At 70.1% G+C, this 24,008-nt stretch carries 22 protein-coding genes and 1 pseudogene; 13 read left to right on the top strand and 10 right to left on the bottom strand.

The annotated features are described in order from the left end of the window. Positions 1 to 57: 57 nt before the first annotated feature. On the bottom strand, positions 58 to 690 hold the full coding sequence (locus HH310_RS07735; RefSeq protein ID WP_169174715.1) for an NAD(P)H-dependent oxidoreductase: 633 nt from the start codon (positions 688 to 690) through the stop codon (positions 58 to 60). Between the two features lie 109 nt (positions 691 to 799). On the opposite strand from HH310_RS07735, the gene HH310_RS07730 reads away from it, so the two are divergent. Together HH310_RS07730 and HH310_RS07725 are read left to right on the top strand one after the other, a co-directional pair. After that, positions 800 to 1,951: an NAD(P)/FAD-dependent oxidoreductase gene (locus tag HH310_RS07730; protein WP_169174714.1), complete on the top strand. Its 1,152-nt coding sequence runs from the start codon at positions 800 to 802 to the stop codon at positions 1,949 to 1,951. Further along, on the top strand, positions 1,948 to 2,835 hold the full coding sequence (locus HH310_RS07725) for an RNA polymerase sigma-70 factor (RefSeq protein ID WP_169174713.1): 888 nt from the start codon (positions 1,948 to 1,950) through the stop codon (positions 2,833 to 2,835). The genes HH310_RS07730 and HH310_RS07725 overlap by 4 nt, the downstream gene beginning before the upstream one ends. Here the strand turns inward: HH310_RS07725 and HH310_RS07720 are convergent, their stop codons facing one another. From HH310_RS07720 to ppc, 7 genes are all read right to left on the bottom strand, one after another. After that, positions 2,836 to 3,546: an ABC transporter permease subunit gene (locus HH310_RS07720; RefSeq protein ID WP_169174712.1), complete on the bottom strand. Its 711-nt coding sequence runs from the start codon at positions 3,544 to 3,546 to the stop codon at positions 2,836 to 2,838. Next, complete coding sequence (locus tag HH310_RS07715; RefSeq protein ID WP_312033896.1) at positions 3,546 to 4,457, bottom strand: ABC transporter ATP-binding protein; 912 nt, start codon at positions 4,455 to 4,457, stop codon at positions 3,546 to 3,548. The genes HH310_RS07720 and HH310_RS07715 overlap by 1 nt, the downstream gene beginning before the upstream one ends. Next, positions 4,454 to 5,314 carry an ABC transporter permease gene (locus HH310_RS07710; protein ID WP_169174711.1) on the bottom strand — a complete coding sequence of 287 codons (861 nt, stop codon included), beginning with the start codon at positions 5,312 to 5,314 and terminating at the stop codon, positions 4,454 to 4,456. The genes HH310_RS07715 and HH310_RS07710 overlap by 4 nt, the downstream gene beginning before the upstream one ends. Further along, positions 5,307 to 6,224, bottom strand: a complete 918-nt coding sequence (locus HH310_RS07705; RefSeq protein ID WP_169174710.1) for an ABC transporter ATP-binding protein — start codon at positions 6,222 to 6,224, stop codon at positions 5,307 to 5,309. Before HH310_RS07705 ends, HH310_RS07710 begins: the two co-directional genes overlap by 8 nt. A gap of 81 nt (positions 6,225 to 6,305) precedes the next feature. Continuing rightward, entirely contained in the window at positions 6,306 to 6,506 is a 201-nt protein-coding gene (locus HH310_RS07700) for a hypothetical protein (RefSeq protein WP_169174709.1), read from the bottom strand. Then, positions 6,506 to 6,670, bottom strand: coding sequence for a hypothetical protein (locus HH310_RS07695; protein ID WP_169174708.1), 165 nt, complete (start codon positions 6,668 to 6,670; stop codon positions 6,506 to 6,508). Before HH310_RS07695 ends, HH310_RS07700 begins: the two co-directional genes overlap by 1 nt. A gap of 118 nt (positions 6,671 to 6,788) precedes the next feature. Next, positions 6,789 to 9,584, bottom strand: coding sequence for a phosphoenolpyruvate carboxylase (ppc, locus tag HH310_RS07690; RefSeq protein ID WP_169174707.1), 2,796 nt, complete (start codon positions 9,582 to 9,584; stop codon positions 6,789 to 6,791). Between the two features lie 221 nt (positions 9,585 to 9,805). On the opposite strand from ppc, the gene mfd reads away from it, so the two are divergent. The 4 genes from mfd to HH310_RS07670 all read left to right on the top strand — a co-directional run bounded on the left by mfd (position 9,806) and on the right by HH310_RS07670 (position 16,824). Then, entirely contained in the window at positions 9,806 to 13,432 is a 3,627-nt protein-coding gene (gene mfd, locus HH310_RS07685; RefSeq protein ID WP_169174706.1) for a transcription-repair coupling factor, read from the top strand. Between the two features lie 61 nt (positions 13,433 to 13,493). After that, positions 13,494 to 14,222: a hypothetical protein gene (locus HH310_RS07680; RefSeq protein ID WP_169174705.1), complete on the top strand. Its 729-nt coding sequence runs from the start codon at positions 13,494 to 13,496 to the stop codon at positions 14,220 to 14,222. 24 nt (positions 14,223 to 14,246) lie between these two features. Next, complete coding sequence (locus HH310_RS07675) at positions 14,247 to 15,197, top strand: MazG family protein (RefSeq protein WP_169174704.1); 951 nt, start codon at positions 14,247 to 14,249, stop codon at positions 15,195 to 15,197. Between the two features lie 10 nt (positions 15,198 to 15,207). Then, positions 15,208 to 16,824 carry a DUF885 domain-containing protein gene (locus tag HH310_RS07670; protein WP_169174703.1) on the top strand — a complete coding sequence of 539 codons (1,617 nt, stop codon included), beginning with the start codon at positions 15,208 to 15,210 and terminating at the stop codon, positions 16,822 to 16,824. 39 nt (positions 16,825 to 16,863) lie between these two features. Here the strand turns inward: HH310_RS07670 and HH310_RS07665 are convergent, their stop codons facing one another. Then, positions 16,864 to 17,556 (bottom strand): hypothetical protein, encoded by a 693-nt coding sequence (locus tag HH310_RS07665; protein ID WP_169174702.1) that lies wholly within the window; start codon positions 17,554 to 17,556, stop codon positions 16,864 to 16,866. 226 nt (positions 17,557 to 17,782) lie between these two features. Then, complete coding sequence (locus tag HH310_RS07660; RefSeq protein ID WP_169174701.1) at positions 17,783 to 18,403, bottom strand: hypothetical protein; 621 nt, start codon at positions 18,401 to 18,403, stop codon at positions 17,783 to 17,785. A gap of 146 nt (positions 18,404 to 18,549) precedes the next feature. Between HH310_RS07660 and eno the strand changes: the two genes are divergently transcribed. From eno to HH310_RS07630, 7 genes and pseudogenes are all read left to right on the top strand, one after another. Beyond that, positions 18,550 to 19,833, top strand: a complete 1,284-nt coding sequence (eno, locus tag HH310_RS07655; protein ID WP_169174700.1) for a phosphopyruvate hydratase — start codon at positions 18,550 to 18,552, stop codon at positions 19,831 to 19,833. 75 nt (positions 19,834 to 19,908) lie between these two features. After that, the gene (locus HH310_RS45740; protein ID WP_211191845.1) at positions 19,909 to 20,496 is read left to right on the top strand and encodes a septum formation initiator family protein; all 588 of its coding nucleotides are present in this window, start codon (positions 19,909 to 19,911) and stop codon (positions 20,494 to 20,496) included. After that, a pseudogene (locus HH310_RS43105) lies at positions 20,496 to 20,996 on the top strand (DUF501 domain-containing protein); the annotation flags it as partial. The gene HH310_RS45740 and the pseudogene HH310_RS43105, both read left to right, overlap by 1 nt. Positions 20,997 to 21,068: 72 nt before the next feature. Next, positions 21,069 to 21,560 carry an amino-acid N-acetyltransferase gene (locus HH310_RS43100; protein ID WP_211191901.1) on the top strand — a complete coding sequence of 164 codons (492 nt, stop codon included), beginning with the start codon at positions 21,069 to 21,071 and terminating at the stop codon, positions 21,558 to 21,560. Beyond that, positions 21,557 to 22,462, top strand: coding sequence for a Ppx/GppA phosphatase family protein (locus tag HH310_RS07640; RefSeq protein WP_169174699.1), 906 nt, complete (start codon positions 21,557 to 21,559; stop codon positions 22,460 to 22,462). Before HH310_RS43100 ends, HH310_RS07640 begins: the two co-directional genes overlap by 4 nt. Before the next feature lie 82 nt (positions 22,463 to 22,544). After that, a complete protein-coding gene (locus HH310_RS07635; RefSeq protein WP_169174698.1) occupies positions 22,545 to 23,210 on the top strand; it encodes a hypothetical protein in 666 nt (221 codons plus the stop codon). A 33-nt stretch (positions 23,211 to 23,243) separates the two neighbouring features. Beyond that, a complete protein-coding gene (locus HH310_RS07630) occupies positions 23,244 to 23,996 on the top strand; it encodes a uracil-DNA glycosylase (RefSeq protein ID WP_312033894.1) in 753 nt (250 codons plus the stop codon). Positions 23,997 to 24,008: the final 12 nt, after the last annotated feature.

Raw genomic sequence — 24,008 nt, 5'->3', positions numbered from 1 at the left:
TGAGTATGTCTCCGGACAGCCCGTCACCAGTTACGTACCGAACTTCTGCCTACGTGCTTAGGAAGCGCGGCCGGACGGCCCGAATCCCGGCTGCCGGCGCTGGATCACCGGCAGCACGCTGGAATACGTCTGCCAGTTCGGCTGCTCGTGCTTCGGCTGTTCGGCGGCGGTCAGGGCGCGGCCGATCGAATGCAGCACGTCGCCCAGTGCCTGGTGCAGCCGCTCGTCACTGACCAGGCCGTCGGTGTCCACCGACGACGGTTCGACGGGGACGCGTACGCAGCAGGCGGTGAGCAGGCGCGCGTTGCCGTGCCCCACCGCGGCCTCCAGCGTGGCGCACGCGTTCTCGTCGTGGCCGGGCGCCATCACCGACAGCCACGCCACCGGTTTGCCGGCCAGTTCGCCGCCTGCGACCAGCCACTCGATCATGTTCTTCAGGCTGCCCGGCAGCGAGCCCGCGTACTCCGGGGTGCTGAACAAGATCGCGTCGGCCGCGTTGACCTGCAGCCGCAGCAGCGCGATGGCGCTCGGTGTGGTTCGTTCGCCGGGCACGAACGCGGGCAGGTCGCGCAGCCCGTCGAACAGGGTCACCGCGATGTCCGGCGGCGCGATGCGGGCCGCCGTACGCAACGCCGCACTTTGCACGGACGCCTCATAGGTGCTGCCCGACACCAGCAGGATGCGTGTCACCCACCGACGATATGCCGAGCGTTCCGGTGTGACGTACGCCACCGCGCTTCACGAATCGAAACATCGACCTCGTCTCGTGGTCATCGAATCCTCCGAAAGGAACGGGACCATGCATGAGATCGTGATTCTCGGCGCCGGATACGCCGGGACCATCGCAACGGTGAGCCTGGCCGCACGCACCCGTGGCCGCGACGACCTCCACATCACGCTGGTCAATGCGACCGAGCGGTTCACCGAGCGGCTTCGCCTGCACCAGGTGGCGGCCGGTGAGGAACTGGCCGACCTGCGTCTGCCGGCGCTGCTCGACGGCAGCGGGGTCGACCTGGTGATCGGCTGGGTGACCCGGATCGACGCGGACAAGCGCACGGTTCGCGTCGACGACGAGCGCGAACTCCACTACGACACCTTGGTGTACGCCCTCGGTGGCGTGGCGGACACCGCCGTCGTCCCCGGTGCCGACGCCCACGCGTACACGCTGAACAGCGCACACGACGCCAAGCTGCTCGCGGCGCGCCTGAGCGGAACCACCAGAGTGGTGGTCTGCAGCAGCGGCCTGACCGGCGTCGAGGCGGCCGCCGAGATCGCCGAGCAGCACCCGGACGCCGAGGTGACGCTGCTCGGCCGCCGGGAGCCGGGCGTCGAGATGGGCCCGAAGGCCCGCGCTTACCTGCAGAACGCCCTCAAGCGGATGGGCGTCCGCTTCCGCTCGGGTGTGGACATCATCAAGATCGGCCCGAGCGGCGTGGATCTGGCCGGCGGCGAGACCGTCGGGGCCGACGTGGTGCTGTGGAGCAGCGGGGTGCGCATCGCGCCGCTGGCCTCCGCCGCCGGCATCCAGACCGACGACCACGGACGGATCGTCACCGACGACACGTTGCGCTCCGTCTCGCACGATTCCGTGTACGCCGTGGGTGACGCGGCCGCGATCCGGCAGGCGTACGGGGTCATGCACGGCACCTGCCAGAGCGGGATGCCGACCGGGGCGCACGTCGCTCAGTCGATCGCGCGCGAGCTGGCCGGGCGGGCGCCGAAGCGGTTCCGGTTCGGCTACATCCATGTGCCGGTGAGCATCGGCCGGCACGACGCGGTGGTCCAGTTCTCCCGGCCCGACCACACGCCGAGGCGTTTCTTCCTCACCGGGCGTGCGGCCACCTGGTACAAGGAGACGGTGAGTTCCGCACCGTGGCCCACCTACGCCCGAATCGCGAAGCGTCCGATCTTCGGTGACTACTGGACGCGCGGCGGCAGGTATACGCGATGATCTTCGACGAGCACCGGAACCTGCTGTTCTCGGTCGCCTACCGGCTGCTCGGCTCGGCCGCCGACGCCGAGGACGCGGTTCAGGACGCCTGGCTGAAGTGGTCGTCGGCGGACCGCTCCCAGGTCGCCGACCCGAAGGCGTACCTGGTCCGGATCGTCACGAACGTGGCGATGGACCGGCTGCGCTCGGCCAAGGCGCGCCGCGAGACCTACATCGGGCCGTGGCTGCCCGAGCCGATCCTCACCGAGTCGCCGGTGACGGCCGACGACTCGGTGTCGATGGCGCTGCTGGTCGTGCTCGAGACGCTGAGCCCGCTGGAACGCGCGGTCTTCGTGCTCAAGGAGGTGTTCGCTTTCTCGTACGCCGAGATCGGCGCGGCCGTGGAACGCTCCGAGGCCACCGTGCGGCAGGCAGCGCACCGCGCCCGCAGCCACGTCGACGCGCGCCGGCCGAGGTTCGAGACGTCGCGCGTCGCGCAGCGGGAGGTGACCGAGCGGTTCTTCGCCGCGGCGGCCGGCGGCGACATCAACGACCTGATGCAGATGCTCGCCCCGGACGTCACATTGTGGACGGACGGCGGCGGCAAGGTGCGGCAGGCGCTGAAGCCGATCCTCGGGGCCGAGCGGGTGGCGCCGTGGCTGGCCGGGGTGGCCTCCCGGCCGTACGAGGGAGTGGCGCCGCAGGACATGGTCGCCGAGATCGTGGAGTTGAACGGCGCCTTCGGTGTGGTGATCCGGGGCGGCGGCCGGGTGATCGGGACGATCGCGCTCGAGCTGGACGAGACAGGTCACATCTTGACGGTTTACAACACCGCAAATCCGGACAAGCTCGCCGACGTAAGCGCGAGAGCCGTCCACGCCTTGGACGACCCTCGCGCGAAATGATCAGCTCGTCTCGCCGGCCATGCTGAACGACCCCAGCCGGTTGATCGCGTAGATCGTGCCGCCGAGCGCGAAGATCGCGCTCATCACGATCGCCACCGGCACCGACACCTTGCCGTCCAGCAGCCCGGTCGGTGCGATCTTGTCAGCCAGCGTGATCACGTACTGCTCGATGGACAGCACCCGGGTGCCGCTGACGAACCGGCCCAGCAGGCCCTCCCAGACCAGCACGTAGACCAGGCCGAGCAGCACCGGCCGCCGGGTCACCAGGCTGAGCAGCAGGAACAATGCCGAGTACGCCAGTGAGCCGACCACGGCCGCGATCGCCAGCGCCACGCCCAGCCGCGTGGAATCGGCCAGCAACCCGACCACGAACAGCGGCACCGCCGTGGTCAGCGCCGTCACCACCCAGGCGACCAGCAGCTTCGCCAGGATGATGTCGCGCCGGGGGAGCGGCTTGGTGAGAATGTGGATGATCGTGCCGTCGTCCACCTCGGACCCGAGCACGCCGGTGCCGACGATCAGCGCGATCACCGGCAGCACGACCGCCAGGCCGAGCCCGACGATCACCGGCTGACCCCAGTCGGACGGTTTGACGTCGTAGCCGCGGCAGATCGCGGCGAGCGCCATCAGCAGCAGCGGAAGGGGCAGCAGAAGCAGCGCCCGGCGCCGGCCGAACAGGCCGCGGACGGTGATGTAGGCGACCGTGGACATCATGCCTCCAGCAGGTAGGAGAAGACGCTCTCCAGCGACTCGTCGGACGGCAGCAGCCGCCGCAACCGGATGCCCTCGCCGAGGGCGATGCGCGGCAGCGCGCGGGTGAAACTGCCGTAGTCGGCGGCGCGCACGGTCAGCCCGGTCGCCTCGATCTCCACACCGCTGACCGACTTCTCGCCGATCAGCGCGACCGCCAGCCGCCGGTCGTCGGAGCTGGCGACGGCGAAGACGTGCGGCCGGTTCGTCATCAGGCGGCGGATCCGCCGGTAGTCGCCGGACGCCGCCAGCCGGCCCGCCACGATGACCTGGACCAGGCCGGACAGTTGCTCGACCTCCTCCAGGATGTGCGAGCTGAACAGGATCGTGTGGCCGTGGTCGCCCAGCCGGTGCAGCAGCTCCATCATGTGCATCCGCTGCCGCGGGTCCATGCCGTTGAACGGCTCGTCGAGCAGCAGCACCTTCGGCTCGTGCACCAGCGCGCCGGCCACCCGGGTGCGCTGCCGCATGCCCTTGGAGAAGGTGTCGATCCGCCGGTCCTGCGCGTCGGTCATCTCGACCATTTCCAGCGCACGCTTCGCGGCGGCCTTCGGGTCGGGCAGCTTCTGCAGCCTGGCGCACGCGGTGACGAACTCGCGGGCGGTCAGGAAGCCGTGCACCGCCTCGCGTTCGGCGACCAGTCCCAGGTCCCGGTAGATCGACGGGTTGCGCCAGGTCGGCTTGTCGTCGATGGTCACCGCGCCCTTGGACGGGGACAGGAACCCGGCCATCATGTGCAGCACCGTGGTCTTGCCGGCGCCGTTCGGTCCGAGCAGGCCGGTCACCCCCGGCTGCAGGGTCATGCTGATGTCGTTGACCGCGACGACGTTGCCGTACCAGCGGCTGACGTTCTGAAGTTCGACGACGCTCACAGCGAGGCCACCTTCCGATAGCGGGCCAGCAACAGCAACAGGCAGGCGGCGACCAGGCACACCCATTCGATGCCGTAGATCGGGCCGAACCGCCCGACGTCCAGTCCGAGGTCGACACCGTCGCGCAGCCAGATCTGGATGCCGTTGACCAGTGACATCGGGCTGGCCAGACCGGACAGGTGATGCGCGGTCTCGGACGGCAGGACGTTGAGCACACCGACCACCGGGGCGGTCATCAGGAAGGCGGCGACGATGCCGCCGGCCGCGAACGCCCGCTTGCCGGTCAGCGACGCGATCAGCAGCGAGAGCGACGCGAACAGGAACGCCCACAGCAGCGAGTAGCCCCAGCCCGGCAGCAGCCGGAGGAATTCGTCCCAGACCCCGCGCATCCCGGTCTTGGTGGTGAACGCGGCACCCAGGAACATGATCAATTGGGGTGCGCCGAGGAGCAGGAACACCGCCGTCACCAGCGCCGCGACCTTGGCGCCCACGTAGTCGGCGGCGCGCAACGGCCGGCTGAAATAGAGCGGCAGCACGCCGGAGCGCATGTCCCGCGACACCAGTTCCGGCGCGACGATCGCGACGAAGAAGATGACCAGCCAGGCCAACGTGTCGACGAACTGGAAGTAGTTGAACAGCGTGATGCCGCGCGACTTCAGCGCCGCGTTGATCACCGCGATCAGCAGCGCGATGCCGGCCACCATCCACGGGAAGATCTTCGACTTCGCGGAGCGCCCGAACCCGAAGGCGGCGCGCAGGCCGTGCACGTACATGGCGGTGAAGACGGATGCCCGCCCGAGCCGGGGCCCGGTGTAACGCTGGTATCCGATGTCATGGATGACGCCGGCCTCAGACATCGGCCGTCTCCTTCTTCGTCGTGAACAGCTCGGCGACGCGGTGACGCCGCTGGTCCAGGCGGTGCAGCGGCAGGTCCAGGTCGGCCACGGCCTGCAGGATCTGGTCGTACGCCGTCTCCGAGTCCAGTGGCACCAGCAGCAGGCGCCCGTCCTTGCTGACGCGCAGGTTTTTCTCGGACAGTGCGGCGGCGAGCTCGTCCTGGCCCTCGCTGACCTCCACCACGAGCACGTCGGAGGCCGCGGTCATCGCCGAGATCCGGTCGGCCCGCAGCAGGTGGCCGCCCTCGATCGCGATGAGCGAGTCACAGATCCGCTCGACCTCGCCGAGCAGGTGCGAACACACCACGACCGAGATGCCGAACTCGTTGCCGATGCGCTGCACCAGGTTCAGCATGGCGTCGCGGCCGGCCGGGTCGAGCCCGTTGGTCGGCTCGTCCAGCAGCAGCAGGTCGGGGTCGTGCACGAGCGCCTGGGCCAGCTTGACCCGCTGTTTCATGCCGGTCGAGTATCCCCCGATCTGGCGGTAGCGCTCCTCGTAGAGGCCCACGTGCCGCAGCGCCTCGGAGGCCCGCTCCCGGGCGGCCGTCTTCGGCAGCCCGCTGAGGCGTCCCATGTGCGTGACGAACTCGGCGGCCGACACGTCCGGCGGCAGGCAGTCGTTCTCCGGCATGTAGCCGACCCGGGCCCGCACCTTGTCGGTCTCGGCGACCGGGTCGAGGTCGAACACGCGGACGCCCCCGGAACTCGGCGCGATGAGCCCGAGCATGATTTTGATGAACGTGCTCTTGCCGGCGCCGTTGGCACCGACCAGTCCGATGACGCCCGCATCGACGTCGACGGTGAGGTCGCTGAGAGCGGTCACCCCACCGCCGTACGTCTTCGTCAGCGCCTGAGTCGCGATGATGGTCACGCCGCTCAGAGTAGGGACAAGCCGCACCCGGGCGAATCCGGCACAACCCTGAGACCCCTCTAAGGGTCTCTCAGCCGCCTCTCAGCTTTCGCTCGACACGGGGAACGGCAGGGGTACCGTGCGCGCCCGGTTGGCCGCCTGCTCCCAGTGCGCTGCGTCCTTGAGGTCTCCCCGCGCGCGTGCACGCTCGGCGAATTCTTCGTACATCTCCGCGTCCTCAGCCTGCGCCGCCGCCGCATGGGCGTTGAGGTCTCGCCGGATCCGCTCCCGGAGCTTGTCCATCACGCCAACCTTTCCTCAAGCTGGCCGAGAGCCCTGGACGACTCCACCAGCCGATTTATGTAGAATTTCTCGTTCCTCCGGTAGTCGGCGACCCGCTCCCAGTCGTACTCCATGCGCGCGACCAGCCGGATGCGTTCGAACTCGTCCTTCTCTCTGTCGTTCACGCTCACGTATCTAACTCGGACTTCGCCCTTGTGGCAGTCGCCTATCCACCGGAAAAACGGAAGGCGGGGCTGGACAGCCCCGCCTTCCTCTGCTAGTTACTGGTCAGCTAGTCGCGCGTCACCCGGTGTTGCGCATGCCGGCGGCAATGCCGTTGACAGTGGTGAGCAACGCCCGCTCCAGGGCCGTCGAGTCGGACGGCGCCCGGCGTGCCCCCGGAGCCGTCGCCAGCGGGCGCTCGCCGTCGCCCAGATCCCGGTACTGCCGCAGCAGCGCCACCTGCAGGTGGTGCAGCGGCTCCAGATATGTGTCCCGCACGCCCAGCGTCCGCTTGAGCTCGGGCTGCGAGGCCAGCAGGTCCTCGCCGCCGGTGATGGCGAGCACCTCGGCCACCGTCAGGGCGTACTCCTGCTCGATCGTGCCGAAGATCGGCTGCAGCTCCTCCGGCACCAGCGTCTCGACGTAGCGCCGGGCGATGTTCAAATCCGTCTTGGTCAGCATCATCTCGACGTTCGACAGGAACGTCTTGAAGAACTGCCAGTCCGCGTACATCTCCCGCAGCGCCGCTCCGTGCCCGGCTTCGCGGGCCGCCTTCAGCCCGGTCCCGACACCGAACCAGCCGGGCACGATCTGCCGGGTCTGGGTCCAGCCGAACACCCACGGGATGGCCCGCAGGCCGCCCAGGCCGGCGTCGGCGTTGGGCCGCTTGGCCGGGCGGGACCCGATGTTGAGCTGGCCGAGCAGCTCGGTCGGGGTGGCCGCCCAGAAGTACGCGGGCAGGTCCGGGTTCTCCACCAGCGAGCGGTACTGCGCGAACGCCGCGTCCGAGGCGGTGTCCATGGTCGCGTCCCAGCGGGCCAGGCTCTCCAGGTTCACCGACGGTGAGGTGTGCAGCAGGGTGGCCTGCAGCACCGCGGCCACGGTCAGCTCCAGGTTCTCCCGGGCCAACGCCGGCAAAGTGTATTTATCCGAAATGACCTCGCCCTGCTCGGTCACCTTGATCGCGCCGTCCAGCGTCCCGTACGGCTGCGCCAGGATCGCCTCGTGCGTGGGCCCGCCACCCCGGCCCACGGTGCCGCCACGACCGTGGAACAGCCGCAGCCGTACGCCATGACGAGCCGCCACGTCACGCAACGACCGCTGCGCCTTGTGGATCCGCCACTGCGACGTGGTGATACCGGCTTCCTTGTTCGAGTCCGAGTACCCGAGCATGACCTCTTGCAGATCACCACGGGCACGGACGATTTCCCGGTACGCCGGTAGGGAGAGCATCTCGTCCAGCAGGTCGCCGCCCGCGTCCAGTTCGGCGGGGGTCTCCAGCAGCGGCACGATGCCGATCCGGGCCCGGCCGGTGTGGATGTCCACGAGCCCGGCCTCGCGCGCCAGCAGGGCCGCGGCGAGCACGTCGTCGACGCCCATGGTCATCGAGATGATGTACGACTCGATGATGTCCGGCCCGAACCGGTCCTGCGCCGCGCGGATCGTGTTGAACACGTCGAACGTCTTGCGGGCGGAGTCGGTCAGCGGGGTGTCGGCGCTGGACAGCGGCCGTCGCCCGGCCAGCTCGGTGGCGAGCAGCTTGATCCGGTCGTGCCGGTCCAGCGACGCGTAGTCGTCGACCTCGCCGACCTGCGTGTACATCTGCTGCAGCACCTCGTGGTGCTTCTCCGCGTGCTCGCGCACGTCGAGGGTGGCGAGCTGCAGGCCGAACGCGGACACGGTCCGGATCGCGGTGGCGACCACGCCCAGCGCGGTGAGCTGGCCGGAGTTGCGGGCCAGCGAGGCGCGGATCAGTTCCAGGTCGCTGATCAGCTCGTCGCTGCCCAGGTAGTCGCGGCCGGCCACGTGCGGGGTGGCCAGCTGGAGCCGGTTGCGCGTGTTCTCCAGCTTCGCCTTGATCGCCCGGACCTTGAGGCGGTACGGCTCCTCGGCGTTGACCCGGCGGAACCGATCGGCGATCTCCGGCAGGTTGTCCAGGTCCTTGGCCAGCGACGCGGACAGATCGAGGGACACGCCGCGCAGCCGCCGCGACACCGACAGCTCGTCGATCAGCTGGTCCATCGCGGTCTCGGTGGCCTGGATGCCGTGCTCGTGCTGGATCATCAGCACGTCCCGGGTGACGGCCGGCGTCACGAACGGGTTGCCGTCCCGGTCGCCGCCGATCCACGAGCCGAAGGTCAGCGGCCGCGACGTGGGCGCGGTCTCCACACCCAGCTGGCGCAGCGTCTCGGCGAGGTCGCCGAGCACCTGCGGGGCCGCGTCGGCGTACAGGTCCTTGAGGTAGAAGACGGCGTTGCGCGCCTCGTCGGTCGGGTCCGGCCGGTCCAGCCGCAGCTCGTCGGTCTGCCAGAGCAGGTCGATCAGCTCGGCGAACCGCTTGGTCGACTGGGTCGTGTCGGACTGGCCGTAGAGCACCGCGCCGGCCGCCTCGGCGTCCAGGGCGTCGGCGAGCTGCCGCAGCTTGGACAGGATCGAGCGGCGGGCGGCCTCGGTCGGGTGCGCGGTGAAGACCGGGCGGACGGCCAGGCGGCGCGCGGCTGCGGCGATCTCGTCGGCCGGCACGCCCTGCTCGGCGATCAGCTTGGCGGCCTGGTCCAGCCAGCCGCCGTCGCGGGCGCGGCGCCGGCGCAGGTCACGGGCCCGGTGCACCTGTTCGGTGATGTTGGCCAGGTGAAAGTAGGTGGAGAACGCGCGGGCGAGCTTGGTGCCGGTGGTGACATCCATCGCGGCGAGCCGGTCGGCGGCGGCGGTCGCGTCCTGGCGGACCAGGGCGCGGACCTCCTCCACGAGATCAAGCAGCGGGCGGCCTTCCTGGCGGGCCAGTGTCTGGCCCAGCAGGGTGCCGATCCGCCGGATGTCGGCCCGGAGCGCGGCGTCGGACCCGTCCGGGTCTAGATAGCCGTGCTGGTCGGTCATCGGGGCGCTCCTTCGTCTCAAGGTGCTCCAGGACGGCGCTGTCCCGACTCCCGCGATCGTATCGAGACGCGTTCAAGCCAGGGGAATTTGAGGTAAGTCTCACCCGTTGCGTCTTGGCGGGCCCCCGCGGGCTCGAAGAAATGTCGGAGCCGCCGACTAAACTTCATCGTGAACCCCCGTCCTCTCGGACGCCGGGGTCATTCGTACGTTGGGATGACCACATGCAGCTCTCCGGTCTCATCCCGGCCGCTCTCCGCGACCGGGGCCTCGCGCGCGCCCGTGACCTGGCACGTAAGGGCTTCGTCGACTCGGACTCGCTCGACCTGACCGCGCCGGCCTCGCTGCGCCCGTTCGTCGTCGCCACGCTCGCCGCGGCCACCGAGATCGGCGGGGCGGCCCGCCCGGTGCTCGCGGTGACCGCGACCACCCGCGAGGCCGACGACCTGGCCGCCGCGCTGGGCGCCCTGATCAGCGACGACAGCGTCGCGGTCTACCCGTCGTGGGAGACGCTGCCGCACGAGCGGCTCTCCCCGCGCTCCGACACGGTCGGCCGGCGGCTGGCCGTGCTGCGCCGGCTGGCCCACCCCGGCGACCGCCCGCTGCAGGTGGTGGTGGCGCCGGTCCGCTCGGTGCTGCAGCCGCAGCTCAAGGGCCTGGGCGACCTCGAACCGGTGGAGCTGACCGCGGGCGGCGCGGCCGAGCTGGAGGAGGTCGCGCGGCGGCTGACCGACATGGCGTACGCCCGGGTCGACCTGGTCACCAAGCGCGGCGAGTTCGCGGTGCGCGGCGGCATCCTGGACGTCTTCCCGCCCACCGACGAGCACCCGTCGCGGGTCGAGTTCTGGGGCGACGAGGTCGAGGAGATCCGCACCTTCGCGGTCGCCGACCAGCGCACGATCGACCCGGTGGACCGGCTCTGGGCGCCACCCTGTCGCGAGCTGCTGCTGACCCCGGGCGTACGGGAAAAGGCGTTGGAATTGTCCGCCGAGCATCCCGAGCTGGCCGAGATCCTGGACAAGCTGGCCGAGGGCATCCCGGTCGAGGGCATGGAGTCGCTGGCCCCGGCCCTGCTGCACGGCACCGACAGCATGGAACTGCTGCTCGACACGATGCCGGCGGGAACGCATGTGCTGCTCTGCGACCCGGAGCGCATCCGCACCCGGGCGCACGACCTCACCCGTACGTCGGACGAGTTCCTGGAGGCGTCCTGGGCGGCGGCGGCCGTCGGGGGCAAGGCGCCGATCGACGTCGGCGCGGTCGCCTTCCGCAACCTCGCGGACGTCCGCGCGCACGCGGCCACCCTGCAACAGCCCTGGTGGACGGTGTCCCCGTTCGGCCTGGCCGAGTCGGACGACGCGCCCGCCGAGGACGAGCAGCCCTGGCTGGAACCGGTGCCCGCGGTCGAGGTCACGCCGGACGCCGGCGACGCGATCGCGTTGTCCGCGCAGCCGGTGCCGCTCTACCACGGCGACACCGCCCGGCTGGCGTCCGACCTGACGGACTGGATCGCCGCCGGCTGGTCGGTCGCGCTCGTCTTCGAGGGCCACGGCACCGCGCAGCGGGCCACCGAGGTGCTGCGCGACGCGGGCCTCGGCGTGACCCCGCAGGAGTCGCTCGAGACCGCGATCGAGCCGGGCCAGCTGCTGGTCACCTGCGGTGGGCTGAACCACGGCTTCGTCGACTCCGGTTCGCAGCTCGCGGTGATCACCGGCAACGACATCAGCGGCGGTCGCGGAGCGTCCACGAAGGACATGCGCAAGATGCCGTCGCGGCGGCGCAACACGATCGACCCGCTGGAGCTCAAGCCGGGCGACTTCGTGGTGCACGAGCAGCACGGCATCGGCAAGTACGTGGAGCTGGTGCAGCGCACCGTCAACGGCGCCGACCGCGAGTACATCGTGATCGAGTACGCGGCGTCCAAGCGCGGCCAGCCCGGCGACCGGCTGTACGTGCCGACCGACCAGCTCGACCAGCTCAGCCGCTACGTCGGCGGGGAACAGCCGGCGCTGCACAAGATGGGCGGCTCGGACTGGCAGAAGAGCAAGGCCCGGGCGCGCAAGGCGGTCCGCGAGATCGCGGCGCAGCTCATCCAGCTGTACGCGGCGCGGCAGGCCTCCAAGGGGCACTCGTTCGGCCCGGACACGCCGTGGCAGCGCGAGCTGGAGGACGCCTTCCCGTACACGGAGACGCCGGACCAGCTGTCCGCGATCATCGAGGTCAAGCAGGACATGGAGCTGCCCATCCCGATGGACAGGCTGATCTGCGGCGACGTCGGCTACGGCAAGACCGAGATCGCGGTGCGGGCGGCGTTCAAGGCGGTGCAGGACGGCAAGCAGGTGGCCGTGCTCGTGCCCACCACGCTGCTCGCCCAGCAGCACTTCAACACGTTCACCGAGCGGATGAACCAGTTCCCGATCCGGATCAAGCAGCTGTCCCGGTTCCAGACGCCGAAGGAGGCCGCGCTCACCCTGGAGGAGGCCGGCGCCGGCACCGCGGACATCGTGATCGGCACGCACCGGCTGCTGTCCAACGCGACCCGCTTCAAGAACCTCGGCCTGATCATCGTGGACGAGGAGCAGCGGTTCGGCGTCGAGCACAAGGAGCAGCTCAAGGCCTTGCGGGCCTCGGTCGACGTGCTGACCATGTCGGCGACGCCGATCCCGCGGACGCTGGAGATGGCCATCACCGGCATCCGGGAGATGTCCACCATCGCCACCCCGCCCGAGGAACGGCACCCGGTGCTCACCTTCGTCGGGGCGCACGACGAGAAGCAGGTGGCCGCGGCCATCCACCGTGAGCTGCTGCGCGACGGCCAGGTCTTCTACGTGCACAACCGGGTCGAGTCGATCGACCGGGCCGCGCGCAAGCTCCGCGAACTGGTGCCCGAGGCCCGGGTCGCGGTGGCGCACGGCCAGATGAGCGAGGAACAGCTCGAGAAGGTCATGGTCGGTTTCTGGGAGAAGGAGTTCGACGTCCTGGTCTGCACCACGATCGTCGAGTCCGGCATCGACATCCCGAACGCCAACACCCTGATCGTGGAGCGGGCCGACATGCTCGGCCTGGCCCAGCTGCACCAGATCCGCGGCCGGGTGGGTCGCGGCCGCGAGCGGGCGTACGCGTACTTCCTGTACCCGAGGGAGAAGCCGCTCACCGAGCAGGCGCACGAGCGGCTGGCCACCATCGCGCAGCACACCGAGCTCGGCGCCGGCATGTACGTGGCGATGAAAGACCTGGAGATCCGCGGCGCCGGCAACCTGCTCGGCGGCGAGCAGTCCGGCCACATCGAGGGCGTCGGGTTCGACCTGTACGTGCGCATGGTCGGCGAGGCCGTGCAGGCGTTCAAGGGCGAGCGTCCCGAGGAGGAGCCGGAAGTCAAGATCGATCTGCCGGTGGACGCGCACCTGCCCACCGAGTACATCTCGGTCGAGCGCTTGCGCCTGGAGATGTACCGCAAGCTCGCCGAGGCCCGCGACGACCAGCGCCTGCAGGAGGTCGTGGCCGAGATGACCGACCGCTACGGCGAGCCGCCCGCGCAGGTGGCGAACCTGATCGCGGTGGCGCGGTTCCGGCAGCTGGCCCGGGCGTACGGGCTCAGTGATGTCTCCATGCAGGGCAAGCACCTGCGCTTCTCGCCGCTGCCGCTGCCCGACTCGAAGCAGCTGCGGCTCAAGCGCTACCACCCGGACTCGGTCTACAAGCAGGCGACCGACCAGGTGAGCGTGCCCCGCCCGGCGACCCGTCGGCTGGGCGGCGAGCCGCTGCGCGACCAGGCGCTGCTCGAGTGGTGCGCGCAACTGCTGAAGGACGTGCTGGGGGAGGTACCGGCGCTCGCGAGTGCCCGGAGTTGACCGGATCGCGATTTCGGGGGTCGGCGGCGGGTGTGCTTCCGGGCGTGAGAGAGTCATGAACATGCACCGTGTTCGCCGACTCGCCTCCGTCGCCGTCGTCGCCTCCCTCGCTGTGACCGCGCTCTCCGCCTGCCGCAGCCAGCCCAATGTGGCGGCCTACCTCGGCAACGAGCGCGTGACCGAGACCCGGGTGCAGAGCGTCTGGGACGAGGCGCAGCACGCCGCGACCACGACCCCGGTCACCGACCAGAGCACCCAGCAGGCCGTGCCGCTCACGATGACGCGGGCCGACGTCGTGCGGGTGCTGGTCGCCGTTCCGGTGCTCGACCGCGTCGCCCAGCAGGAGTCGATCAGCCTGCCGCCGCAGTACAACGACGAGGCCGCCGCGCAGATCACCGGCGCCCCGCAGACCACGGAGTACGCACGGCTCTTCGCGCACATGCAGACCGTGGTCGGTCTGATCCTGCAGAAGGAGCCGAACGCCGCGCCCTCGCAAGCGGATCTCCGCACGGTGTATGACGAGCTCGTCGCCGCCGGACAGGCCGCGGGTGTCGACTTCAACACGTTCAGCGCGGACGCCGACACCAAGCAGGCCGTCGGCATGGCGGCGGCGGCGCAGACCACGATCGAGACGACGACCAAGGCGATCGACGTCCGGGTCAACCCGCGCTACGGCCAGCTCGGTGTCTCCGTGCTCGACGTGCCGCAGACGCCGCCGCAGTCCAAGCCGCTGATCACCGCGGTCTTCGACCCGAGCACCTCGTCGCCCACGGTGGTCGACCAGTCCTGAGACGCGAGTGGCACAGTAGCGGTCATGGCCGCTCGGATCCTCCTGCTCGTCACCTCACCCCGGCTGCCCGCCGGGCTGCTCACCGCCGCCGCCTGGGACGCCGTCCGGGCGTACCCGGTCTTCACCGCGGCCGAATCCGACCAGGCCGACGCCCTGCGTAAGGCCGGCGTGCCGGTGACCGTGATCGAACCGGACCCGGAGACGCTGCTCGCCGGGCTGGCCGGCCACGACGCCGTGGTGTGGCTGGCCGGCGCCACCGGCGACGAGCATTTCGCCCGGCAGGTCGGGCTGCGCCTGGCCCGGGAGCCGCAGCTGGCCGAGCTCGAACTGCTGCACGGCTCCTGGGACCCGCCGGGCGCACGGCTGCTCGACGCGGTCGCGGTGATGGACCGGCTGGCCTCGCCCGGCGGCGATCCGTGGAAGCGGGCGCAGAGCCACCGGACCCTCGCGCCTTTCCTGCTGGAGGAGGCGTACGAGGCGTACGACGCGATCGAGTCCGATGATCTGCCGGCGCTGCGCGAGGAGCTCGGCGACGTGTTGCTGCAGGTCGTGCTGCACGCCCGGCTCGCCGAGGAGGAGCCGTCCGGCTGGACCATCGACGACGTGGCCGGCGTGCTGGTCGAGAAAATGGTGCGGCGTAACCCACACGTGTTCGCGGGCGAGGACATCACCGACATCGAGGAGATCACCCAGAACTGGGAGCGGATCAAGAAGGCGGAGAAGTCCCGCGACTCGGTGCTCGACGGCATCGCCTTGAGCCAGCCGGCCCTCGCCCTCGCCGCCAAGATCCTGCGGCGTGCGGAGCGAGGCGGTGTCCCGGTACGCCTCCCCGCCTCGGACGATCTGGGATCGGTGCTGTTGCGGCTCGTCGCGGCCGCCGACGAGGACGCGGAGGGCGCGCTGCGCCGGGCCGCGTTGGAGTACGCCGACGCCGTGCGCGCGGCAGAACGCAAAAATGTCGGACCCGCCGAGTAGGTTTCACGACATGCCAGAGTTCGTCCCCCTCGCCGAGGGCATCGTCGATGCGATCCTCGAAAGTGACCCGGGCCTGGCGACGTACGCCGGGGATCACCGATTCGACGACCGCATCCCGGATCTGTCGCCCGGCGCGATCGCCGACCGGGTGACCATGCTGCGCGATGCCGCCGACGCGCTCGCCGGCATCGATCCCGAGGTCTTCGACCCCGAGGATCAGGTCGACCACGCCATTCTCGCGGCCATGGTGGAGCGTGGGCTCTTCGAGCTGACCGACGTCCGCGAGCACGAGTGGAACCCGCTGGAGCACAATCCCGGCCCGCTCCTGCACGCGTTGATCTCCCGCCAGTTCGCGCCGGCCGACGAGCGCCTGGCGAGCCTGGGTGGCCGGCTGGCCGCGATCCCCGACGCCTTGGCCACCGCGCGGGCGGTGCTGCGCGATGTGCCGCGCATCCACGCCGAGACAGCCGTCGGCCAGTTCGCCGGCACGGCCGCGCTGATCCGTGACGAGCTGCCCGCCCTGCTCGACAAGGAGCCCGGCATGCGCTCCGCGGTCGAGCCGGCCGCGGCCGCCGCGCTGGCCGCGCTGTCCGAGTTCGACGGCTGGCTGCGCACCCGGCTGGACAGCGGCGAGCCCGGCCGCGATCCCCGTCTCGGCCGCCCCCTGTGGGAGGCGCGGCTGTGGCACACGCTCGACACCGAGCTCCCGGCCGCCGAGGTGCTGAGCCGCGCCCGGGCCAATCTCGCGCAGGTGACCGACGAGCTTCGCGAGCGCGCCGCCGAGCTGCTCGGCGGCCCGGCCGACGACAAGACGGTCCGCCGCGCGCTCGACTCGCTGGCCGCCGAGCATCCCGGCAACGCCACGATCGTCGACCTGGCGAAGGTGACGATGGACGAGGCGACCGCGTTCGTCCGCGACCACGACGTGCTGACCCTGCTCGACGACCCGTTGGTGATCGAGGAGATGCCCGAGTTCGCGCGCGGCGTCGCGGTGGCCTATTGCGACCCGCCGGGCCCGCTGGAGACGGCCGACGTGCCCACGTTCTACTGCATCGCCCCGACCCCGTCGGACTGGTCGCCGGAGCGGGTCGAGTCGTTCTACCGCGAATACAACGACCACATGATCCGCAACTTGACCGTCCACGAGGCGATGCCCGGCCACTTCCTCCAGATTGCTCACTCGCGGCGCTTCCGGGCCGCGACCCGGGTGCGGGCGCTCGGCTGGTCCGGCCCGTTCGTGGAGGGCTGGGCGGTCTACGCCGAGGAGCTGATGGCCAGCCTGGGCTTCGGCGGCCTGCCGATCCGCATCCAGCAGCTGAAGATGCAGTTGCGGATGAGCCTGAACGCCATCATCGACCAGCTGGTCCACTGCGAGGCCATGCCCGAGTCCGAGGCGATGTCGATGATGACCGGTCAGGGCTTCCAGGAGGAGGGCGAGGCGGCCGGCAAGTGGCGGCGGGCGTTGCTGACCTCGACGCAGCTCTCGACTTACTTCGTGGGCTACACCGAGGTCGCGGCGATCGCCGCGGCGCGCCCGTTCGGCGCGACGCCGAAGGCGTGGCACGACGCGATGCTGGCGCACGGCTCACCGCCGCCCCGCCACTTGGCGACGCTTCTCGGGGTCTAGCGCGCCGGCCCGCCGCCCGCCGCCACCCGCGGCGTAGCGCTACGCCCCGGGAAACTTGGCGCGTTTGCTGGTGACCTTGGCGTCGCGCGGGGTGATAAACACGTCCGGGTCGGTCACCTTGTCCGAGTACGCCGTGAGGGCCATGTCCGCGTGCTCGCCCTTGATCGTCGCGCTGAAGCTGGCCAGCGCGCCCTCGTTGGTGACGCACACCGTGAACGCGCTCGCCAGCGTGCCGTCGACTTTGGAGAGTTCGAGACAGTTCGCGTGGCGGCCGGCGACCGTCGTGTCGTGCGGGGTGGCGATCGCGTCCGGGTCGAGGGCCGCGGCGTTCAGCATCGTCTGCGCGGCCTCCGGCGTGACCAGCCTGGTGTCCGCGAGAGCGGCCGCCGCGGCCGGATCCGGATCGCTTTCGGTGCAGGTCGGTGCGGTGTCGCCGGTGCAGCGGATGGTCCCGTGCAGCCCGGTCACAAGCCGGCCGCCGGGATAGATGTAGGCCGTCCGGGTGGGACTCTGCGCCCGCGTGATCGTCGCGCTGCCGTCGCCGCCCACCTGATACGTGGCCGTGTACGTGATTCCCGACCCGGCGGCGAACTGTCCGGCCATCGCCGACGCGAGACCACCCCGGGTGATGCTGGCGGCGCTCGCCTCGTCGATGTCGGTGCATCCCGCGGCACCGGCGATCACCGCCGCGGCCGCGAGGCCGGCTGTCGTCAGGCGCACTACCGAGGGCACGACTGACACCTTGACCGACGCGCGCAAGCCCGCGCAAATCAGTATTCGTCTCGGTCCCGGCCCGTGAACTCACCGCCGAAGGCCGCTCACCCTGCGCAATGCGGCTTCTGTAACGAGTTGCGCCACTGCGGACGGCAAGGTTCTGCACCCTGAGTGCCGGTACGCCCTCAGTGGGGAGTCACCCGTGCGGAACTGTCCGTTTCCCCACGTGCGCCGGGCGGGTCGGTCAGGCTCGCGAGCGGGCGGCCAGCTGGACCTGCATGATGTACCGGCGAATGAGTTTCAACTGATGTTCATCCGACGACTCGAAGACCGCGACCATCTCCACCGACAACGGCCCGCGCCGGGGGATCTGCTGGCGCATCGAGTTCACCTTCGTCGCGAGCGCCGGCAGCTCCACCACCTCGTCGCCGACCTGGATCCGCAGCAGCAGCGAGTCACCCGCATGCACGTCGACGTCGGTGAAATGGGCGCGCACCGACCGCTCGCTCAGGTCGTGCACCGTGCCGCGCGCCGCCAACCCGTCGTCGTGCACCAGATCGATGGGTTCGCCTCCGCCGCCGCGTACGAAATCTCGGCTCTGGACCATCGAGACGTCGCCGGTGAAGTGGATCTCCACCCGGTTCCCGTCGATCGCCACCACGTGGCCGGCCATCGAGTAACGTCCGCGCGGCGCGGCCGCCCAGCGCAACTCCACCGACGAGTTCGCGGGTGGCAACGAGGCCTGGGCCAGCGACAGCGTGATCACCGCGTCGGAGGCGTGCACGACTCGTACCTCGGGCAGCGTTTCGCCGTACGAGGTCATCTCGATGTACGACCCGTCGGCGGGAAGCAAGGGTGCGCTCATAGTGCCCGGGTTATCGGCAGGCGGTGGCCGGGCTTGAGGGTTCCCCCCGAAGAACCTCACAACAACCCTCGCTACGCTCAGTGCCGTGGTCGGCCGCAGGGTCGCGGTCGGTGAACCTGGTCACAGAAGAGGGAGCGACACGACACATGGCCACCATTGAAGCGATCGTCGCGCGCGAGATTCTCGACTCCCGGGGCAACCCGACGGTCGAGGTCGAGGTCGGGCTCGACGACGGTACGGTCGGCCGCGCCGCGGTGCCTTCGGGCGCCTCCACCGGTGCGTTCGAGGCGATCGAGCTGCGTGACGGCGACAAGGGCCGCTACCTGGGCAAAGGCGTCGAGAAGGCAGTTTCGAACGTCGAGGACAAGATCGCCGACGAGCTCGTCGGGTACGAGGCCAGCGAGCAGCGCCTGATCGACCAGAAGATGCTCGACCTGGACGGCACGCCGGACAAGTCCGAGCTGGGCGCGAACGCGATCCTGGGCGTCTCGCTCGCGGTCGCCAAGGCCGCCGCGCTCTCCGCCGAGCTGCCGCTCTTCCGGTACGTGGGCGGCCCCAACGCCGCCGTGCTGCCGGTGCCGATGATGAACATCCTCAACGGCGGCGCGCACGCGGACTCGAACGTCGACGTGCAGGAATTCATGATCGCCCCGATCGGCGCGCCGACCTTCCGCGAGGCGTTGCGCACCGGCGCCGAGGTCTACCACGCGCTCAAGTCGGTGCTGAAGAAGAAGGGCCTGTCCACCGGCCTGGGTGACGAGGGCGGCTTCGCGCCGAACCTGTCCGCCAACGCCGCCGCGCTCGACCTGATCGCCGAGGCCGTGCAGGCCGCCGGCTTCTCGCTGGGCACCGACATCGTGCTGGCCATGGACGTCGCCGCGACGGAGTTTTTCAAGGACGGCTCGTACGTCTTCGAGGGCGCGCCCAAGTCGACCGACGAGATGATCACCTACTACGCGAAGCTCGCCGACGCGTACCCGATCGTCTCCATCGAGGACCCGCTGGCCGAGGAGGACTGGGCCGGCTGGAGCGCGATGACCGGCCAGCTCGGCAACAAGATCCAGATCGTCGGCGACGACCTGTTCGTCACCAACCCGACCCGCATCGGCCGGGGCATCGCCGAGGGCGCCGCCAACGCCGTCCTGGTCAAGGTGAACCAGATCGGCTCGCTCACCGAGACGCTCGACGCCGTCGACCTGGCGCACCGGGCCGGCTTCAAGACGATGATGAGCCACCGTTCCGGCGAGACCGAGGACACCACGATCGCCGACCTGGCCGTCGCGGTCGGCAGCGGCCAGATCAAGACCGGCGCCCCGGCCCGTTCGGACCGCGTCGCCAAGTACAACCAGCTGCTGCGCATCGAGGAGCAGCTGGAAGGCGCCGCCCGGTACGCCGGTGCGGGCGCTTTCCCGCGTTACCGCACCGCGTGAGGCGTACCGGCTAGATCATGGAGTTGTGGCGCCCGCGCGAAGGGGCATAGGTTTCCAGCGGGGCGCCACAGCGTCATGAAGGCAGGGGGAGTTGGCGTGACACAGCGACGCGCACCGAGCGGCCAGGGCCCGGCCCGCCGCCCAGGGACGGGGTCGCGAACCCGCCAGACAAACCCGGTCAGCCGCACACGCCAAAGCCAAACCGTTTCCCGTACGCGGCAACGCCCGGCCCTCTCCCGCCGCACCGTCAACGTCAACCGTGGCGAGACGAAACGCACCACGGCACCGCGACCGAGGGCGCTGACCGGCCGGGCCACCGTCCTGATCGTCGTTTTCGTGGCGCTGGCGCTCGCCTATACGTATCCGCTGCGCGTCTATCTCGCCCAGAAATCGCAGATCGCCCAGTTGGAGGCTGATCAGGCGGCCCAGCGCAAAGCGATCGACGCGAAGACGATCGACCTCCAGAAATGGAAGGACCCGGAATACCTCCGGGCGCAGGCCCGCCAACAGCTCTTCTACGTGGATCCCGGCGACACCCCGTTGACGGTGATTCCCCCCGACCCCGCGGACAAATCCGCGAAGCCCACCGCGCCAGCCCCGGACCGCTGGTACGAAACGCTGTGGAGCAGCGTCGAAGCTGCCGATGCGGAGCAACCGAAATAATGGAAACACCTTCCCCGGCCGACCTCGACATCGTGGCGGCCCAGCTGGGCCGTTCGCCGCGAGCCACCCGCGCGATCGCGCACCGCTGCCCGTGCGGCAATCCCGACGTCGTGGAGACCGCGCCCCGGCTGCCCGACGGCACGCCCTTTCCGACGCTGTTCTATTTGACGTGCCCGCACGCGGTGGCCGCGTGCAGCCGCCTGGAATCGGCCGGCGTCATGCGCGACATGCAGGACCGCCTTTCCACCGATCCGGAGCTGGCCGCGCAATACGAAAAGGCGTACGAGGACTATCTGTCCCGTCGCAAGGCCATCGAGGACGTCCCGGAAATCGCGCACGTCGCCGCCGGCGGCATGCCTAATCGGGTGAAATGCCTGCACGTCCAGTTGGGCCACGCGCTGGCCGTGGGCCGGGGCGTGAATCCGTTCGGCGACGAGGTCCGCGACGCCATCGAGCCTTGGTGGGCCGACGGCCCGTGCGTGCCCCGGCAGCCCGCCGATGCCGCGCCCGCGAAGGCCCCCTCGCCCGCCGCCTTTCCCTCGCCCGCCCCTTCGGACAAAGAGGGCGAATAGGTGGAAATCCGGCGCGCCCGCACCGCGGACATCAAGGCGATTCGGCAGCTCGTCGACGCGTACACCGATGATCGCCGCCTCCTCAGCAAGGCGACTGTCACCCTGTACGAGTCGGTGCAGGAGTTCTGGGTCGCGGACGACGGCGGCGCGATCCTCGGCTGCGGCGCCCTGCACGTGATGTGGGAGGACCTGGCCGAGATCCGGACGGTCGCGGTCGACCCACGTCATCGCGGCCGCAAGATCGGTCACCAGATCGTCGACCGGCTGCTCGGCGTGGCGCGCGAGATCGGCGTGTCGCGCGTGTTCTGCCTGACCTTCGAGACCCGGTTCTTCGGCTCGTTCGGGTTCACCGAGATCGACGGCGCGCCCGTGCCGCACGCCGTCTACGAGCAACTCCTCCGGTCGTACGACGAAGGTGTCGCCGAATTCCTCGACCTCGAACGCGTCAAGCCCAACACCCTGGGGAACACGAGAATGCTGCTGCACCTATGAGAGTCGCGGCGATCGACTGCGGGACCAACTCGATCCGCCTGCTCATCGCGGACATTTCGGACGGCCGGCTCACCGAGGTCAGCCGCCGCATGGAGATCGTCCGCCTCGGCGAGGGCGTCGACCGCACCGGCCGGCTCTCCGACGCGGCGCTGGCACGAACAAAAAAGGCCCTGCTCGCGTACGCCTCGGAGATAGCCGACTCGCACGTCGAGTCGATCCGCATGTGCGCCACCTCGGCCTCCCGCGACGCCTCGAACGCGCAGGAGTTCCGCGACATGGTCCGCGGCGTGCTCGGCGTGGACCCCGAGGTGATCACCGGCGACGAGGAGGCACGGCTGTCCTTCACCGGCGCGGTCGCCGGCCTGAGCGCGCAGCCGCCCTATCTGATCGTCGACATCGGCGGCGGCTCGACCGAGTTCGTCACCGGCGACGCGGGCGTCGACCATGCGATCTCGGTGGACATCGGCTGCGTCCGGATGACCGAGCGTCACCTGCATGCGGATCCGCCGGCCACCGCCGAGATCGAGGCGGCCACCCGCGACATCATGGACGCGGTCGACCGGGCGCTGGCCGCCGTGCCCGGCCGGTCGGCGTCGACTTTGGTCGGGCTGGCCGGGACGGTCACCACGGTCACGGCGCTCGCATTGGACCTTCCCGAGTACGACGCGGACCGCATCCACCACGCGAAAGTCTCCTACGACGCGGTGGCGAAGGTGACCGGCGAACTCCTCGACATGACCCTCGAGCAACGGCGCGCCCTGCCGGTGATGCATCCCGGCCGGGCCGACGTGATCGGGGCGGGCGCGCTGATCCTGCGCATCGTGATGGAGCGTTCGGGCCGCCCGTTCCTGATCGCCTCGGAACACGACATTCTCGACGGAATCGCCTACTCACAGGCCTGATCCGCGCGGGTGACGGGGTCGCTCGGGCCGCGGCCGGTCGCTAATCTGCATCCGCGACCGGCCGACGGCGAAAGGAACCCTCGTGACAAACCCGGTTCCCCCTCCCGACGACAGGTATCCGCCGCGCCGTCAAGGCGGCTACCCACCGCCCGGCCAAGCTCCCTACGCGCCGCCCGCGCAAGGCCAACCGCAATATCCCGCTCCGGGCCAATGGCAACCCCCATATCCAGCGCAACCCGCGTATCCAGGGCAGCCTCAATACGCCGCGCCCGGGCAGCCTTACTACGCCCCGCCTGAATACGCCGCGCCTGGACAGCCCCAATACGCCCCGCCCGGACCGGCCCAGCCGCCGTACCCGCCCGAGGCCGGCCAGCCCACCTACCCCGTCGAGAAGAAGAAGGGCCGCCGCCTCCTGATCGTCGCCCTCTTCGTGCTCGTCCTCGTCGTCATCGGCGGCCTCCGCTACGCCCTGACCAGCCACGGGGACGCCACCAAGGACGCCAAGGCCGGCGACTGCCTCTCCGCCGCCAAGAACCCGACCCCGGGCCAGACCACCAAGACCTCGGCCGACGTCGTGGACTGCGGTTCCACCGACGCCAAATTCACCGTGGTCGCCCGCGTCGACGGCGAGAACGACGTCGAAAGCGACGCCTGCACCAAATACTTCAAGGCCGGCGAAAACTTCTTCGTCTACGCGAGCAAGGGCGGCGGCACCGACTACCTTCTCTGCCTCCGGCCCACCACCTGATCGGCCCGGCCGCGCGAGTGCCATGCTGCATTGGTGAGTCTGGGGGAGTCGCCCGTCCGTACGGCCGCGGAAGTCATATCAACCGCCGCCGCCGCGCCATCGCTCGCCGTGTTGGACCAGCACATCACGGATTGTTTCGCCTGCCCGCGCCTGGTCACCTGGCGTGCGGAGGTCGCCCGGGTCAAACGCGCCGCCTTCAAGGACCAGGAGTATTGGGGACGCCCGCTACCCGGCTTCGGCCCGGACGACGCCGAGATCGGCATTCTCGGCCTCGCACCCGCCGCGCACGGCGGCAACCGCACCGGCCGGATCTTCACCGGCGATCGGTCCGGTGACGTCCTGTTCGCCGCCCTCTACCGTGCCGGCCTGGCCAATCAGCCGACCAGCGTCGACGCCGGCGACGGCCTGGCGACCAAGAACACCCGGATCTTCGCCGCGGTCCGGTGCGCCCCGCCCGACAACAAGCCGCTGCCGGAGGAGCGCGACAACTGTGCCCCGTGGCTGCATCGCGAGATAGATCTCATCCGCCCCAGCCTCAAGGTCGTCATCGCGCTCGGTGCGTTCGCGTGGCAGGCGTGGTGGCCCGCCATGACCGCCGTCTACGGCGTGAAACCGCCGGTACCCAGGCCGAAGTTCGGGCACGGCGCCGAGGTCAGCCTTCCGGGCGTCCCCCACCTGGTGGGGTGTTTCCACGTCAGCCAGCAGAACACTTTCACCGGACGGCTGACCCCGCAAATGCTCGACGCGGTGTTCGCCCGTGCGAAGGTTTTGTCGGGCCTGGCATGATGCGCGTGAACC

The sequence above is a fragment of the Actinoplanes sp. TBRC 11911 genome (assembly GCF_012933445.1).
GTDB lineage: Bacteria > Actinomycetota > Actinomycetes > Mycobacteriales > Micromonosporaceae > Actinoplanes.
The sequence above is the reverse complement of the archived record's forward strand: the minus strand, read 5'-3'. Positions and strand labels throughout refer to the sequence as shown.

Coding starts and splice junctions, on each gene's coding strand:
- HH310_RS07730 (WP_169174714.1), top strand. CDS start 800: ATGCATGAGATCGTGATTCTCGGCGCCGGATACGCCGGGACCATCGCA.
- HH310_RS07725 (WP_169174713.1), top strand. CDS start 1,948: ATGATCTTCGACGAGCACCGGAACCTGCTGTTCTCGGTCGCCTACCGG.
- HH310_RS07720 (WP_169174712.1), bottom strand. CDS start 3,546: ATGTCCACGGTCGCCTACATCACCGTCCGCGGCCTGTTCGGCCGGCGC.
- HH310_RS07710 (WP_169174711.1), bottom strand. CDS start 5,314: ATGTCTGAGGCCGGCGTCATCCATGACATCGGATACCAGCGTTACACC.
- HH310_RS07700 (WP_169174709.1), bottom strand. CDS start 6,506: ATGGACAAGCTCCGGGAGCGGATCCGGCGAGACCTCAACGCCCATGCG.
- ppc (WP_169174707.1), bottom strand. CDS start 9,584: ATGACCGACCAGCACGGCTATCTAGACCCGGACGGGTCCGACGCCGCG.
- mfd (WP_169174706.1), top strand. CDS start 9,806: ATGCAGCTCTCCGGTCTCATCCCGGCCGCTCTCCGCGACCGGGGCCTC.
- HH310_RS07680 (WP_169174705.1), top strand. CDS start 13,494: ATGCACCGTGTTCGCCGACTCGCCTCCGTCGCCGTCGTCGCCTCCCTC.
- HH310_RS07675 (WP_169174704.1), top strand. CDS start 14,247: ATGGCCGCTCGGATCCTCCTGCTCGTCACCTCACCCCGGCTGCCCGCC.
- HH310_RS07670 (WP_169174703.1), top strand. CDS start 15,208: ATGCCAGAGTTCGTCCCCCTCGCCGAGGGCATCGTCGATGCGATCCTC.
- HH310_RS07660 (WP_169174701.1), bottom strand. CDS start 18,403: ATGAGCGCACCCTTGCTTCCCGCCGACGGGTCGTACATCGAGATGACC.
- eno (WP_169174700.1), top strand. CDS start 18,550: ATGGCCACCATTGAAGCGATCGTCGCGCGCGAGATTCTCGACTCCCGG.
- HH310_RS45740 (WP_211191845.1), top strand. CDS start 19,909: ATGAAGGCAGGGGGAGTTGGCGTGACACAGCGACGCGCACCGAGCGGC.
- HH310_RS07640 (WP_169174699.1), top strand. CDS start 21,557: ATGAGAGTCGCGGCGATCGACTGCGGGACCAACTCGATCCGCCTGCTC.